The following is a 13,737-nucleotide window of genomic DNA, read 5'->3' as shown; positions in this document are numbered from 1 at the left end:
AATGAAAAAACTTTTGACATTACTAGCATTAATTGTGTTGAGTTGTTGTTCTAAAGAAGTAAATGAATATGACATCATTTTAAAAAAAATAGATAAAAGTTATCAAGTAAAACTAGATTCAGGGAAATTTATGCTTAAAACTGAACGTGAATATTCTATTCGATTAGATAGTTTAATGCAAATAGTTTACAGTGATCTATTAACAACTAAAAAGGCTAAAAAACATCTTATCGAAATTGAACAAAATAAGTGGATTCTGCAGCGTAAATTAAAAATCGAAAATATCAGGAAACATAACAATAAATTAATTGAAGAAATTGGTTTTATTCCGAATGATGTAAAGTTATTACTATATAATGAAAAGTCAGAAGCTACTAGAAAGAGAGTTTTAGAGTTGATTCATCAATTTTAGAAATAATAAGATACAAAAGCAGTCCTTACCTATTCTAGAAAGTTAGTGTTACTTTACATTTATAAAATAAGTATCTAAAACACACAACAAAATAAATATACAACGTGTAACAAATTACTAAAACCGACTAAATGAAATTAAAACCCCTAATATTAATTACAATTTTAGGTCTATGCTATCAATGCAAAGAAAAAAGTGCTGGTTTTACAATGAGTCTAAGTTCAGCAACTAAATTAGATACACTCTATGTTTCAGAATTGATTACGAAAAAACCAATTGCAAAAATTTACGAAAATAATAAAGTTAAAAATATAGCATTAGAGTATCCTACAGTTGCAAGCATACATAACAAAAAGAAGAACATCGAATATTTAACAATATTAGAGCAGCACAAAAATTTAGATATTTCTATACTAAACGATGCTACATTAACAACCAATAATTTAAGTGATTCTTTAATTAATTATCTATGGAAAAGCAATACAAAATACATTCAAGAAAATAGTTCTTTCTTATTTACAACTCAAAATACAGATACTATCCCTGTTATGTTTGAAAAATTCAGAGTAAAAAGAGAAAATGAAATCAATAAATTTAAAAACAAAATCAGTTCTAAAAGCCTAGAGATACTTTACTTTCAAAATAATGCACGCATATATTCATTTTTGTTTTGGCTAGGTAGAGTTGTAAAGCAGTTAAAGCCTAATGATAGATATTTTAACTTTATTAAGAATATAGATAGTCCAAACCAATTATTAAAATCTCTTCCCGATATTTATCTTTATAAATACGAAGTTGAATATTTAAGGGAAAATAAATCAATAGAAAGCATCACCGATTTTTTGAGATTTATTGAAGAGAAAACAAATAATAAAGATGTAGCGGATTTTTTAAAAGCAAACTATATTAAATCATTGATAGAAGTGCCTTCTTATTGGGAAAAACACGAAAAATTATTCAATACAGAGGTTTTAACTCAAACTTTAAATTCTGAAAAAAACAATATTTATTACAGTTTAATAGAACAGCCTTCCTCTTCTTTTTATGCCTCACAAAAGGGCGAAATGGCATATTTATTTCAAGCAGAAGATTCACTTGGAAATCAGTTTAATTTAGATAGCGTATTAGGAAAGGTTATTTTTATTGATACTTGGGCTACTTGGTGCGGACCTTGTATCAAGCATAGACCTAAAGTTCTAAAACTCGCCGAAAAATATAAAGACAACAACGATGTTGAAATTTTACTTGTTTCTGTAGATACTTCAAAAGACGGATGGTTATCTTTTCTAGCAAAAGAACATAAACAATTTGGTAGAAATCTATTTATAGAAAATGGTATGCGAACTAAGTTTGGAAATAATTATAACATTAAATCCATTCCGAGATATATTCTTATTGGAAAAGATGGAAAAATAATTAATTCGAATATTACCGAACCTTCTATAGCTATAGAAAGGGAAATCGAAAACGAATTGAAAACTAAATAACGAATTGCTTTTATTATAAGATTAATTGATAATTTGGACTAATTACAGCACTATTACAGTATACTGAATAGCTTTTTTTACTAAATTATGCTTAGAAGTTTAAGAGCTTGTTTAAACTAAATCTCAAATTCTTAAAATAAAAAAACTTTTAGCACTACTAACTATTACTTAAAAGTTATTATTTATACTTCCTATAAAATAGGTGCTATTTGACTGTAAAATTTCGAGATACAGAATTTTCAATATTACCATTTAAATCAATCGCAGTAAATACCAAACTGTAAGTTCCTATTTCTGTTGGTGTATAGCTTGCATAAATTACAAGTTCTGTTTGTGTATTTGTAACACTATTAACTGTTTTTTCAAAGACGATAGTTCTGCTCTCATTTAAAACTGTCAGTTTTATTGATTCAATTTTTGTATCATCGACACCTAAGGCTTTTATAATTACTTTATCAGCTTCTGGCCATGCACCACCCCAATACCCTACATAAGTTTGATTAACACTAGGGCTTTCTATTAAAACTTGTGGTGCCGTCGTATCTATATCTACCTCTTCTGTGGTTGAACAACTTGTATATATTACTGCAACTGTTAATAAAGTAATTAATTTTATAAAATTATTTTTCATTTGTTTGTTTTATACATTATTGTATGAATAAGAAATAGCCTATTTCTCGATAAGTACCACTACAAAGCTATGGTATTTTGATTACATATATTATGTTGTTTATTATTAAATTGTTATCAAAAGAGCTCATTAGGTTTCGTTAAGAATTTTACTATTTTAAAATTATTGGCAACAACAATTATTATAGCCATCATAAATGTTTTTAATGCTAAAACCTCGAACTATTACAAATAAAAAAAGGATACATGCTTTTACATGTATCCTTATTTATATTTAAACGAATTGCTAAACCTTAGTTTTTAGGTGTATCGCTTTTAGATGCTTTGTTCCAAATTTTAATTTCATCATCTTTTGTAACACCTTCCAATACCTCAACATTCACACCGTCTGATGTTCCTAATTTTAGGGTTCTTTTTTCGTAAGTATCTTCACCTGTTTTAACCTCTACATAAGGCTCTTCAGTTTTTTTATCAAACTTTAACAAACCTTCTTTTATAGATAAAACACTATCTTTTTTTACTAAAACGATATCTGCATTTGCACTATACCCTGCTCTAATAAAAAAGTTATCATCTAAAGAAACATCTGCTTTAATCTTAAATTGCACAGCACCACCTTCTTCTGTTCCTTTTGGTGCAATAAAGTTTAATTTCGCCGGAAATTTCTTTCCTTCAATAGCTCCAATAGAAACTTCTATATCTGAATTCTTTACTAATTTTCCTACTTCAGATTCGTCTACTTTTCCTTCAAAAATCATTTTACTCATATCTGCAATAGACGCAATTGTTGTACCTGCGTTAAAGTTGTTAGACTGAATAACTTGGTCTCCTTCTTTCACAGGAATCTCTAAGATTGTACCAGACATTTGTGCAATAATATTAGTATTTGCTGCACCACCAGAACCTGCAGAACCTCTTTTAATAATTAAATAATCGTTCTGAGCATTTTTTAAATCTTGTTTTGCTTGGTTGTATGTAAGCTCTACACCTTCATACTCTGCTCTAGCAATTACGCCTTTATCAAATAAATTTTTAGTTCTTTTGTAAGAAATTGCGGCATTGTTAACACGTAACTTTGCATTGTCTACTCTACCTCTTGCACTAATTAAAGATTGCTCGTTAGGTACAACTCTTACAGTTGCAATTAAATCTCCTTTTTTTACTTTAGAGCCTTCTAACAACATTATTTTATCAATAATTCCTGTTATTTGAGGTTTAATCTCAATTTCTTCTAAAGGTGTTACTTTACCTGTAGCCACAGTTTTTTTAACAATTGTGGTTCTAAAAGGTGTTTCCGTTTCATATGCTACAATACTTTTCTTGTTCTTTTTACCGAACCAAACAAGTGCTGCAATAAAACATACTGCGATAATTATTAAAATAATTTTAGATCTTTTACTCATGATTTGTTGTTAATTGATTTTATTCTTCTCTTAATGCTTCTATTGGTTTTACTACTGTTGCCATATGTGCCGGAATTAATCCTATTAATGTTCCTAGAAAAATTAATGTGGCAAAGGCAATTAAAATTATGGGGATGTTTACTGTTGGGTTTATCAACGGAATATCTTCATTACTACTTGCTGCTGAATCTATCAAAAACAGCACAAAACTTCCTAAAATAATACCTAACATACCTGCTGTTGTTGTTAAAAAAACAGACTCTAATATAATTTGCTGACGTATACTCTTTGGTGTTGCACCTAAGGCTCTACGTATCCCTATTTCTTTGGTACGTTCTTTTACTGTAATTAATAAGATATTACCAATAGCAAATACACCTGCTATTAACGTTGCAATACCTACAAACCAAGTTAAAAACTGCAGACCAGTTATAAAATTGGTAACCTTAGCTATTTCTTTACCTAAGTTTACACTACCAAATGCTCTTTCGTCTTCTGGATGTACTTTGTGCAAACCTTTTAAAGTTAACAGTATATCACTTTCCATTTGTTCGATGTTTGTACCTTCATTAGCAGTAATCATCATCCAATCTACTTTATCGGCAGTATTGTATACTTTTCTAAAAGTTGTAAACGGTATGTATGCACAATCTCCATCAAAATTTATTGTATTAGAGGGTTTGTAAACACCAATAACCAAATAATTAATACTATTTATTTTTACATATTGGCCAATAGGCATTTCATCTTTATCAAATAATTGCTTGTACATATCTTCTGATATGACAGTAACTTTTGCGGTTGATAAAATATCATTCTCATTTAAAAAACGACCATATAACAATTGTTTTTTCTGAATTTGATCTAAAACAGGATAATCTCCGCTTACCTGAAAATTACCAGATTTAAAATCTTTTACTATTAAATTACTAGTTTGATTTCTTGGTGCTAATAATTTAATCTCATCACTATATTCAGTTTTTAAAACCTCAATATCATTCATTGTTAAAGAAAACCTTCTTCCTTCTTGAAAACCTTTAAAAGGTGTATCTGTAGCTTGTGTCCAAACAAAAACACTATTGGTAGCAAAATTACCAAACAGTTTGTTAAAGCCATTTTCTACTCCTCTAGCAGCTCCTAACAAAACTACTAATAAGAAAATACCCCATAAAACTCCAATTATAGTAATTGCTGTTCTAATTCTATTTTTACGGATGCTTCCGTAAATTTCTTGCCAAGTATCTGAATCGAATAAAAATTTCATAATTAATCTGCTCTTAATGCTTCTATTGGTTTAATATTTGCGGCCTTTTTTGCAGGCACATACGCCGCTATTAATCCAGATAGAACTAAAACTATCGTTGCACCTATTACAATACCTGGGCTTACACTTGGGTCTTTTATAAAATAATCTTCTTCTAAAGTGTCGCCAATTAAACTTAATATGTACGTACCTAAAGTAAGTCCTAGATAACCTGCAAGCGTGGTAATTAATACAGATTCTTGTACAACCATACCAACAATAGACGCAGGTTTGGCTCCTAGTGCTTTTCTAATACCAAATTCTTTTGTTCTTTCTTTGATTACAAAAATCATAATATTAGAAATACCAATAATACCTGCCACTAAAGTACCAGAACCAATTAAAATTACAATGGCATATAAAACGCCCATAAATTGGCCAATACCTTTGTTAGCTTCTGCCATATTTCTAACAGAAAGCGCACTTTGGTCGTCTGGATGAATATCCATCTTTTTTCTCAAGTCGCGTTCCATTCGATTTCCAAAAGCAACAGCTGCATCTAAACTTAAATTAGGATCGTAACCTAGAGCAATCTGACTAATGTAATCGTTATTACCATACATCATTTGTGCAGTAGTTAATGGTATAAATGCTTTTCTTTCTTCGTTATCTCCGCCTTCATCAGAAAAAATACCAATTACTAAATACGAACTTCCGTTTACATTTACTCTTTTTCTTAACGCAGGTCTTTCGCCAAATAAATCTTTTTTAAGCAACCTACCAATTACAATTACTTTCGATTTTTCTTTTAAATCTCTTTCGTTTAAATACCTACCCTCGTCTATAATTGTTTTTTCTAAATATTGATGGTCTGGGTTTACAGCCATTACACTGTAATTACTTGCCTCACTTTTATACTTGATGGTAAAGTTTTTATAAATTCTAGAAGATTTGTACTGAATCTTGTCTCCGTACTCTTCAGAAATATAATCGTAGTCTTTATTTTTTAATTGAACGGTTCTACCTGTTTGCAAACCTTTGTAGGGTTTAGACGTTTTCCAGACTCTAACAAACATGGCATTTTGTGCATCATCTGCAAAAGCACCTTTAAAAGAATTGCTTAATCCGCTAACAATACCAAACAATAAAGTAAATAGTAAAATTGCAAAAGCTACAGTAAAACCAGACATTACAGAACGCAATCTGTTTTTATTTATACTCTGAAAAATTTCTCTCCAACGATCTAAATCAAACATATTAAACGGCTTTAGCTTTTCCTACAGAAGTAATTTCATCACTAATAATTAAACCGTCTTTTAAACGTACCACTCTTTTGGTTTGTTCTGCCACCTCTTCTTCGTGTGTAATTACAAAAACCGTCATTCCTTCATCATTAATATCCTTTAACAAATCCATTACAGAATCTGTTGTGGTAGAATCTAAGGCTCCTGTTGGCTCATCGGCTAAAACAACTTTAGGTTTGGTAACCAAAGCTCTTGCAATGGCAACACGTTGTTTTTGTCCACCAGACAATTCGTTTGGTAAATGATTTGCCCAATCTTTTAAACCAACTTTTTCTAAATAATCTAATGCTATTTGCAAACGCTCTTTTCTTGCCATACCTTTATAATATAATGGCAAAGCAACGTTTTCTACAGCTGTTTTATATGATATTAAATTAAACGATTGAAAAATAAAGCCTAAGAATTTATTACGTAAAATTGCGGCTTTTTTCTCGTTCATGTTTTTTATCAACTGCCCATTTAGGTGGTAAGTACCTTCGTCATGCACATCTAATAAACCAACAATATTTAGTAAGGTAGATTTTCCAGAACCAGAAGATCCCATAATAGAAACAAATTCGCCTTCTTTAATATGTAAATCGATTCCTTTTAAAACGTGTAGAGAATCTTTACCAATAGGGTAAGATTTATGTAGTCCTTCTATTTTAATCATTTGGTGGTTGTTTTGTATAAAAGTATTGATTACCAATGAGTACACTTACTAATTTTTTGTTAAAAGCAAGAGTTCACATTTCAAATACACACATAAGACGTCTTAAAATAAATTATGTTACAAGAAATTTTAAAAAACTTAAAGTATCTTTGTTATAAATTTATGAGAACCTTTTTAAATGCTTGATATACCTAAAGACAAGAAGATAATTTTATTTGATGGTGTTTGTAATTTATGCAATAATGCGGTTACAAAAACGATTAAATACGATAAAAAAAACGAGTTTCTTTTTACTGCGCTTCAATCTAAAAAGGGTACAGAAATTATAAACTATTTAGGCATTGATACGCGTAAACTAGACTCAATTATTTTATATGAACCTGGCGTTTCTTATGATGTAAAAGCAACAGCAGCTTTAAAAATTATGCAGTCTTTTGGCGGTTTATGGCATTTAACACGCATATTTTACTTATTTCCAGAGAGTTTTAGAAATCATGTGTACGAGTTTGTTGCTAAAAACCGTTACAAATGGTTTGGCAAAAAAGAGCAATGCATGATACCCACCAAAGAGTTAAAAGCAAAATTTTTAGATTAGTTATGAAATTGATTAACGCCTTAAAATGTGGGGTAATCTCATTTGTTTTAACAATAGTAATAATTGTTCTATCAATTTATATGAATGAGACAAATACTTATGTTTCTTCTACAATAGTAGGTTTAATAGCAGCTATTATTTTATTATTGTCTATTATCGGAATGATATTTTTAATTACAGAAAGGAAGAAGCCTCAAAAAAATCAAATATTTGTGTCTTTTCTAATAAACTTATTGTTTTTAATGATGTATTCTTACTTAATAATTTCTAATTGGAAATAAAATGAAATTACCTTCACAAATAAAGTGTGTTATTTTTGATATGGATGGTGTAATTATAGATTCTGAAGAGATTCATAAAAAAGCCTATTACGAAACTTTTAATTCTTTAAACCTTACCGTTTCTGATGCTTTGTATAAATCTTTTACGGGATCTTCTACAATAAACGCTTTTCAGAAATTAGTAAAACACTTTCAGCTAAATGAAAATCCAGAAGATTTGGTTTTAGATAAACGCAGGCGATACGTTGACTTTTTCGAAAACGACCCGCACTTGCATTTGGTTGCTGGTGTAGAAGATTTAATAAAATACCTCTACCAGAAAAACATCAAATTGGTACTCGCCTCTTCTTCTGCCATGATTAACATCAACCGTGTTTTTGATCGTTTTAATTTACATCAATATTTTGCGGCTAAAATTAGTGGCGCAGATTTAAAGGAATCGAAACCAAACCCAGAAATTTTTAACAAAGCAGCTGTTTTAGGAAATACACCCAAAGAAAATTGTGTGGTTATTGAAGATTCTGACAATGGTGTTAAAGCTGCTAATGATGCCAATATCTTTGTTTTTGGGTATGCCAATATTTTATCCGAAGGACAAACATTAGAAAATGCCGATGCGGTTATTAAAGATTTTAAAGATTTAAAATCATTACTATAACTACTTGCAAATAGCACAGTATAAGGTACAGTGTTTACAAACTGTACTTTTTTTGTATCTTAGAGATTCTTAGTTTTTTTTAAATAAAAACTTTTAAAACCAAGCTCATGAATCTCGAAAACAATAAAAAAAATGCCATTGCATTTTATAAAATGGCTTACGAAGGCAATCCAGAAAAGGCTGTAGCCTTGTATGTTGGTGATACCTATATTCAGCACAACCCTTTGGTAGCAGATGGCCCGCAAGCATTTATCGATTATTTTACTAGAATGCACAAAGAGTATCAAGACAAGTCTATTCAGTTTGTAAGAACAATTGCAGAAGGCGATTTGGTGGCACTACACACACATCAAATTTGGCCAAGAAATGACCAATATGTTACTATGGATTTCTTTAGATTTACAGATGACGGTAAAATTGTTGAGCATTGGGATAGCATACAGCAAGTACCTAAAACATCTGCCAACAATAATACGATGTACTAATTTTTACACTAAAGAACAGCATACGAATCAGTTAAAAAATAATTACGGATTGTTTAGAAAGCTTTCTAAAAATTAGAATAGCAATTCATGTGAATTTAATGTAATGTTTCTTTTAACTTATGTACTAAGTAGGTAGCAATGCACTATAATTTTAGTAAATTTCACAAAACAATTAAACAAAGACCCCATTATAATTAATGCAGCTAAAAGAAAATTATAAAAAAATTAGAACTGCTACGATAGCCTTTTGCAATCATTTAGAAATAGAAGATTTTGCCATACAAGTGGCAAAATTTGCGAGTCCTGCAAAATGGCATTTGGCACATACTACTTGGTTTTTCGAAACCTTTATCTTAAAAGAAATAGATAAAAACTACCTAGAGTTTGATGCTAATTTTAACTACTTATTTAATAGTTATTACAACAATGTTGGTAGCAGAGTTTTGCAAAACAACAGAGGCAACATGTCTAGACCTAGCACAAATACTATTTTCGAATACAGAAAACATGTAGATGCTAAAATGCTAGCAGTAATAGATCGCATTACAGATCAAAAAATTATCGATTTAATTGTTTTAGGTTTGCAACACGAGCAACAACATCAAGAATTATTGGTTACTGATGTAAAATATATGTTGGGGCACAACCCTTTACTACCAACCTTTGCAGATACATACAATTTGGTTGCCCATAAAAACACAGCGCATACAAGTATTAAAATTGCCGCAGGTGTGTATACTATTGGGCATCAAGAAAAAGGGTTTTGTTATGATAATGAACTCGGCGTGCATAAAGTATATGTAGCAGATTTTGAAATAGACAATTACCTAGTAACTAATAGAGATTTTATAGAGTTTATAGAGGCTGGCGGTTATACAGATTTTAACCTTTGGTTAGATGAAGGTTGGTCTTGGATACAAGACCAAAAAATAAATGCGCCTATGTATTGGCATAAAATAAATAACCAATGGCATTATTACACTTTAGCAGGTTTACAAAAAATAGACTTAGATGCGGTGTTGTGCCATATTAGTTATTTTGAAGCCAATGCATTTGCAACTTTTAAAAACAAACGATTACCAACAGAATTTGAATGGGAAATTGCTGCTAAAAAATTAAACTGGGGTTTGCGTTGGGAATGGACAAATAGTGCGTATTTGCCCTACCCTGGTTTTGTTACTGCAAACGGTGCCGTTGGCGAGTATAATGGTAAATTTATGAGCAACAAAATGGTGTTAAGGGGTGCATCTACAGCAACCTCTGCAAACCATAGCAGGCACACGTACCGTAATTTTTTTAGTGCAACAGATAGATGGCAATTTACAGGAATTCGATTAGTAAAATAAGATGATAGAAACTTTTAAAGAAGAAATAAAACAAGGATTAACAGCAACACCTAAAACGTTGCCTTCAAAATATTTTTATAACAAAATTGGCGATGCGCTTTTTGTACAGATTATGAATCTGCCCGAATATTATTTAACAAGAAGCGAGTTTGATATTTTTAAAAATAAAACCCAACAGTTAATAGATGCTTTTGGTATTCATAAAGATACTCATTTCGAGTTGATAGAATTGGGCGCTGGCGATGGCACAAAAACCAAAGAACTTTTAAAGGTTTTAGACGCACAAAATTATCGTTTCGATTATATGCCAATAGATATTTCTGCAAATGCTTTGGCGCAATTAAAAAACAATTTAGCCAAAGAATTGCCAAATATTTCTGTAAAAACCCAACAAGGAGATTATTTTAACGTACTTCATTCTTTAAAGGAAAACAACAACCCTAAAGTGATGTTGTTTTTAGGTTCTAATATTGGGAATATGGATGATGAAATTGCTACAGAATTCATTTATAATTTAGGCGCAAATTTGCAAAAAGGCGACAAACTATTGTTAGGTGCAGATTTGATAAAATCAAAAGAAATTGTGTTGCCTGCGTATAATGATGCACAAGGTATCACGGCAAAATTCAATTTAAATTTGTTAGACCGCATCAATACAGAATTAAACGCAGATTTTAATACATCGCAATTTAAACATCAACCAGAATATAACGAGGCAGAAGGTATTGCCAAAAGTTTTATTATAAGCACCCGCGATCAAGAGGTAACGGTACAGCAATTAAACACCACTTTTCACTTTAAAGAGGGCGAAAAAATTCATACAGAAATATCTAGAAAGTACAACGATGCTTTGATACAACAAATCATTGCAAACACTAGCTTTACGCTAGATACTAAAATTATGGATACCAATGCCTATTTTGCGGATTACATACTAACTAGAAACTAAAATAATTTGCTATGAAATTAGCACTATACGGTTTGGGCAGCAGAGCAACTGCCTATTATTTACAAGAATTAAACAAACAATACAATTTAAAAAAAGGCGGGTATAGTACTTGCCCTTTGTGGTTGTACAACACTAATTTTAATAACATCAATCCGTTATTGCCAAATACATCAAAAGCCTTAGATGCTATTGTAAAAAAAGATTTACAAGCGATAAAAGGCGTACAACCTCATAAAATTATAGTACCTAATATTACATTACACGAAACAATAGATCGTATTGATACCCATGATGCTATTGTGCATCCATTGCCGTTAACACTAGAAAAGATTAAGCAACATCAAGTTTCTAAAATCCTTTTAGTTGGCTCTTTACATAGCATGCAAGCAGCGTATTTAAATTCGTTTTTTAAAGAAAACAGCATTGCCGTAGTATTGCCTACGGATGAAGAAATGGAATTAATTGATACCGCTAGAAAAGCAATTTATAGCTACACAGAAACAAAAAAACAAGTGAAAGCATATCAAAAAATTTTAAAAAACTATGCAGCCAAACACATTGTTGTAATTGCTTGTACAGAACTTTCTATTTTAAAACCACAAGGCAATCGTGCTATTGTAGACATGGCAGATCTTCAAATACAAAATGCTGTACAAACAGTGTTCTAAATAAAAAAGCCTTTGCAAATGCAAAGGCTTTTTTTATAAAATCGCTTAAAGCTTATGCTTCTGTAGCCGTTTCTGTAATTGCTACCACTTCAATATCAAATACCAAATCTCTACCCGCTAACGGATGATTTCCATCAATAACAATAGCCTCTTCTTTTACCTCTACCACCATTAAATTCATTTCGCTACCATCTGGTGCTTTAGATACCAAGCCCATACCTACTTGTGGCTCCATGTCTTGTGGTAAGTCTTTTTTAGCAACCTCTTGTATCAATTGTTCATTTACTTCGCCATACGCATCTTCTTTGGCAATGTTTAATGTTTTCTTCTCGTTCAGCTTCATGTTTAACAACCCTTTTTCAAAACCAGGAATCAAACGTCCTTGTCCTAAAGTAAATTCAATAGGCTCTTTTCCTTCCGAAGTATCAAAAATTTGTCCGTCTGTTAATTTCCCTGTGTAATGTACTTTTACAGTGTTGTTCTCTTTTACTTGCATCATACTACTTTGTATTTCATTTATAAGTTTGATAAACTACAACTCTTGCACTTTACAAACTTTTTTAATTTACACTTACAAAGCCACCAAAACCAAGCCAAAGCAGTTCTTTCTACTAAAAGTTCTAGCAAAATAGCAAAATGAGAGTTTTCAATTTAAAATTTGAGGCTATCAATGGCTTTGTAAAGACTTCACATTGTAAGTAAGTTTGTCAGTCTACAGAAAAGAATAGACAAACTTGTCATCCATACAAGTACAAAAGACGGTAATAAAATTTATACGATTAATTTTAAATTTCATTTTACCCTTCTTTTACAAACTACTATTTTTGCAAAATGGATACTAAGAAACAGATAATAAAAAAATTGCAGCGTTCGGTTGCAGAGGCTATCAAGCAATTTTCTATGATTGCAGAAGGAGACAAAATAATGGTGTGTCTTTCTGGCGGAAAAGATAGTTATGCCATGTTAGATATGTTATTGTATTTCCAGAAAGTAGCGCCTATTTCTTTTGAAATTGTTGCCGTTAACTTAGACCAAAAACAACCCGGTTTTCCAGAAGAGGTGTTGCCAACTTATTTAAGCAATTTAAAAGTACCTTATAAAATTATAGAAAAGAATACCTACAAAGTGGTAATGGATAAAACACCCGAAGGCAAAACTACTTGCAGTTTGTGTTCTCGATTACGAAGAGGTACTTTGTACGAGGCTGCCAAAGATTTAGGTTGCAATAAATTGGCTTTGGGCCATCACAGAAATGATATTATAGAAACCTTTTTCTTAAACTTTTTCTTTGCCGGAAAAATGGAAACCATGCCACCAAAGTTTAAAAACGATGCTGGCGATTTAGTGGTGTTAAGACCTTTGGCTTTTTGCAAAGAAAGCGATATCGAAACCTATGCAGCGTATCAAGAATTCCCGATTATACCTTGTAATTTATGCGGATCGCAAGAAAACTTACAGCGTAAAAAAGTAAAACAAATGATTGCAGATTGGGAACAAGAATTTCCGAATAGAAATTCGATTATGATGAATGCTTTGCAAAACGTATTTCCGTCACATTTATTAGACCATAACTTGTACGATTTCGACAACTTAGAAACCAAAGTAACAGAAAATGTATTGTAAA

At 31.0% G+C, this 13,737-nt stretch carries 16 protein-coding genes; 10 read left to right on the top strand and 6 right to left on the bottom strand.

Going from position 1 to position 13,737, the window contains the following annotated elements:
* Nucleotides 1-13 precede the first annotated feature (13 nt).
* Nucleotides 14-412, top strand: a complete 399-nt coding sequence (locus B5464_RS12800; RefSeq protein WP_154066973.1) for a hypothetical protein — start codon at nt 14-16, stop codon at nt 410-412.
* 131 nt (nt 413-543) lie between these two features.
* Complete coding sequence (locus tag B5464_RS12795) at nt 544-1,899, top strand: TlpA disulfide reductase family protein (protein ID WP_079738688.1); 1,356 nt, start codon at nt 544-546, stop codon at nt 1,897-1,899.
* A 205-nt stretch (nt 1,900-2,104) separates the two neighbouring features.
* Here B5464_RS12795 and B5464_RS12790 read toward each other — a convergent pair whose 3' ends face one another.
* The 5 genes from B5464_RS12790 to B5464_RS12770 form a co-directional block, all read right to left on the bottom strand.
* Complete coding sequence (locus B5464_RS12790) at nt 2,105-2,530, bottom strand: hypothetical protein (RefSeq protein ID WP_079738687.1); 426 nt, start codon at nt 2,528-2,530, stop codon at nt 2,105-2,107.
* 292 nt (nt 2,531-2,822) lie between these two features.
* On the bottom strand, nt 2,823-3,932 hold the full coding sequence (locus tag B5464_RS12785) for an efflux RND transporter periplasmic adaptor subunit (protein ID WP_079738686.1): 1,110 nt from the start codon (nt 3,930-3,932) through the stop codon (nt 2,823-2,825).
* 19 nt (nt 3,933-3,951) lie between these two features.
* Entirely contained in the window at nt 3,952-5,196 is a 1,245-nt protein-coding gene (locus tag B5464_RS12780; RefSeq protein ID WP_079738685.1) for an ABC transporter permease, read from the bottom strand.
* A gap of 2 nt (nt 5,197-5,198) precedes the next feature.
* Nucleotides 5,199-6,431, bottom strand: a complete 1,233-nt coding sequence (locus tag B5464_RS12775; protein WP_079738684.1) for an ABC transporter permease — start codon at nt 6,429-6,431, stop codon at nt 5,199-5,201.
* A gap of 1 nt (nt 6,432) precedes the next feature.
* Nucleotides 6,433-7,131 carry an ABC transporter ATP-binding protein gene (locus tag B5464_RS12770; RefSeq protein WP_079738683.1) on the bottom strand — a complete coding sequence of 233 codons (699 nt, stop codon included), beginning with the start codon at nt 7,129-7,131 and terminating at the stop codon, nt 6,433-6,435.
* A 178-nt stretch (nt 7,132-7,309) separates the two neighbouring features.
* Here B5464_RS12770 and B5464_RS12765 point away from each other — a divergent pair, with 178 nt between their 5' ends.
* The 7 genes from B5464_RS12765 (at nt 7,310) to B5464_RS12735 (ending at nt 12,113) form a co-directional block, all read left to right on the top strand.
* Complete coding sequence (locus tag B5464_RS12765; RefSeq protein WP_079738682.1) at nt 7,310-7,726, top strand: thiol-disulfide oxidoreductase DCC family protein; 417 nt, start codon at nt 7,310-7,312, stop codon at nt 7,724-7,726.
* Nucleotides 7,727-7,728: 2 nt separating this feature from the next.
* Nucleotides 7,729-8,007, top strand: a complete 279-nt coding sequence (locus tag B5464_RS12760; protein WP_149025850.1) for a hypothetical protein — start codon at nt 7,729-7,731, stop codon at nt 8,005-8,007.
* A gap of 1 nt (nt 8,008) precedes the next feature.
* Complete coding sequence (locus B5464_RS12755; protein WP_079738681.1) at nt 8,009-8,665, top strand: HAD family phosphatase; 657 nt, start codon at nt 8,009-8,011, stop codon at nt 8,663-8,665.
* 107 nt (nt 8,666-8,772) lie between these two features.
* Nucleotides 8,773-9,150: a nuclear transport factor 2 family protein gene (locus B5464_RS12750; protein ID WP_079738680.1), complete on the top strand. Its 378-nt coding sequence runs from the start codon at nt 8,773-8,775 to the stop codon at nt 9,148-9,150.
* Nucleotides 9,151-9,347: 197 nt separating this feature from the next.
* Nucleotides 9,348-10,496: an ergothioneine biosynthesis protein EgtB gene (gene egtB, locus B5464_RS12745; protein WP_079738679.1), complete on the top strand. Its 1,149-nt coding sequence runs from the start codon at nt 9,348-9,350 to the stop codon at nt 10,494-10,496.
* Nucleotide 10,497: 1 nt separating this feature from the next.
* Nucleotides 10,498-11,445: an L-histidine N(alpha)-methyltransferase gene (locus tag B5464_RS12740; protein WP_079738678.1), complete on the top strand. Its 948-nt coding sequence runs from the start codon at nt 10,498-10,500 to the stop codon at nt 11,443-11,445.
* Between the two features lie 11 nt (nt 11,446-11,456).
* Nucleotides 11,457-12,113, top strand: a complete 657-nt coding sequence (locus tag B5464_RS12735) for an aspartate/glutamate racemase family protein (RefSeq protein ID WP_079738677.1) — start codon at nt 11,457-11,459, stop codon at nt 12,111-12,113.
* Nucleotides 12,114-12,165: 52 nt separating this feature from the next.
* Here the strand turns inward: B5464_RS12735 and B5464_RS12730 are convergent, their stop codons facing one another.
* Nucleotides 12,166-12,612 carry a peptidylprolyl isomerase gene (locus B5464_RS12730; protein WP_079738676.1) on the bottom strand — a complete coding sequence of 149 codons (447 nt, stop codon included), beginning with the start codon at nt 12,610-12,612 and terminating at the stop codon, nt 12,166-12,168.
* A 332-nt stretch (nt 12,613-12,944) separates the two neighbouring features.
* Between B5464_RS12730 and ttcA the strand changes: the two genes are divergently transcribed.
* Nucleotides 12,945-13,736 carry a tRNA 2-thiocytidine(32) synthetase TtcA gene (ttcA, locus tag B5464_RS12725; protein WP_079738675.1) on the top strand — a complete coding sequence of 264 codons (792 nt, stop codon included), beginning with the start codon at nt 12,945-12,947 and terminating at the stop codon, nt 13,734-13,736.
* Nucleotide 13,737 lies beyond the last annotated feature (1 nt).

The organism is Polaribacter sp. KT 15 (assembly GCF_900143115.1).
Taxonomy (GTDB): Bacteria; Bacteroidota; Bacteroidia; order Flavobacteriales; family Flavobacteriaceae; genus Polaribacter; species Polaribacter marinaquae.
Note: the sequence above shows the minus strand (reverse complement) of the source record. Positions and strands in the feature narration are given on the sequence as shown.

Coding starts and splice junctions, on each gene's coding strand:
- B5464_RS12795 (WP_079738688.1), top strand. CDS start 544: ATGAAATTAAAACCCCTAATATTAATTACAATTTTAGGTCTATGCTAT.
- B5464_RS12780 (WP_079738685.1), bottom strand. CDS start 5,196: ATGAAATTTTTATTCGATTCAGATACTTGGCAAGAAATTTACGGAAGC.
- B5464_RS12760 (WP_149025850.1), top strand. CDS start 7,729: ATGAAATTGATTAACGCCTTAAAATGTGGGGTAATCTCATTTGTTTTA.
- B5464_RS12770 (WP_079738683.1), bottom strand. CDS start 7,131: ATGATTAAAATAGAAGGACTACATAAATCTTACCCTATTGGTAAAGAT.
- B5464_RS12785 (WP_079738686.1), bottom strand. CDS start 3,932: ATGAGTAAAAGATCTAAAATTATTTTAATAATTATCGCAGTATGTTTT.
- B5464_RS12775 (WP_079738684.1), bottom strand. CDS start 6,431: ATGTTTGATTTAGATCGTTGGAGAGAAATTTTTCAGAGTATAAATAAA.
- B5464_RS12740 (WP_079738678.1), top strand. CDS start 10,498: ATGATAGAAACTTTTAAAGAAGAAATAAAACAAGGATTAACAGCAACA.
- B5464_RS12730 (WP_079738676.1), bottom strand. CDS start 12,612: ATGATGCAAGTAAAAGAGAACAACACTGTAAAAGTACATTACACAGGG.
- egtB (WP_079738679.1), top strand. CDS start 9,348: ATGCAGCTAAAAGAAAATTATAAAAAAATTAGAACTGCTACGATAGCC.
- ttcA (WP_079738675.1), top strand. CDS start 12,945: ATGGATACTAAGAAACAGATAATAAAAAAATTGCAGCGTTCGGTTGCA.
- B5464_RS12755 (WP_079738681.1), top strand. CDS start 8,009: ATGAAATTACCTTCACAAATAAAGTGTGTTATTTTTGATATGGATGGT.
- B5464_RS12735 (WP_079738677.1), top strand. CDS start 11,457: ATGAAATTAGCACTATACGGTTTGGGCAGCAGAGCAACTGCCTATTAT.
- B5464_RS12750 (WP_079738680.1), top strand. CDS start 8,773: ATGAATCTCGAAAACAATAAAAAAAATGCCATTGCATTTTATAAAATG.
- B5464_RS12765 (WP_079738682.1), top strand. CDS start 7,310: ATGCTTGATATACCTAAAGACAAGAAGATAATTTTATTTGATGGTGTT.
- B5464_RS12790 (WP_079738687.1), bottom strand. CDS start 2,530: ATGAAAAATAATTTTATAAAATTAATTACTTTATTAACAGTTGCAGTA.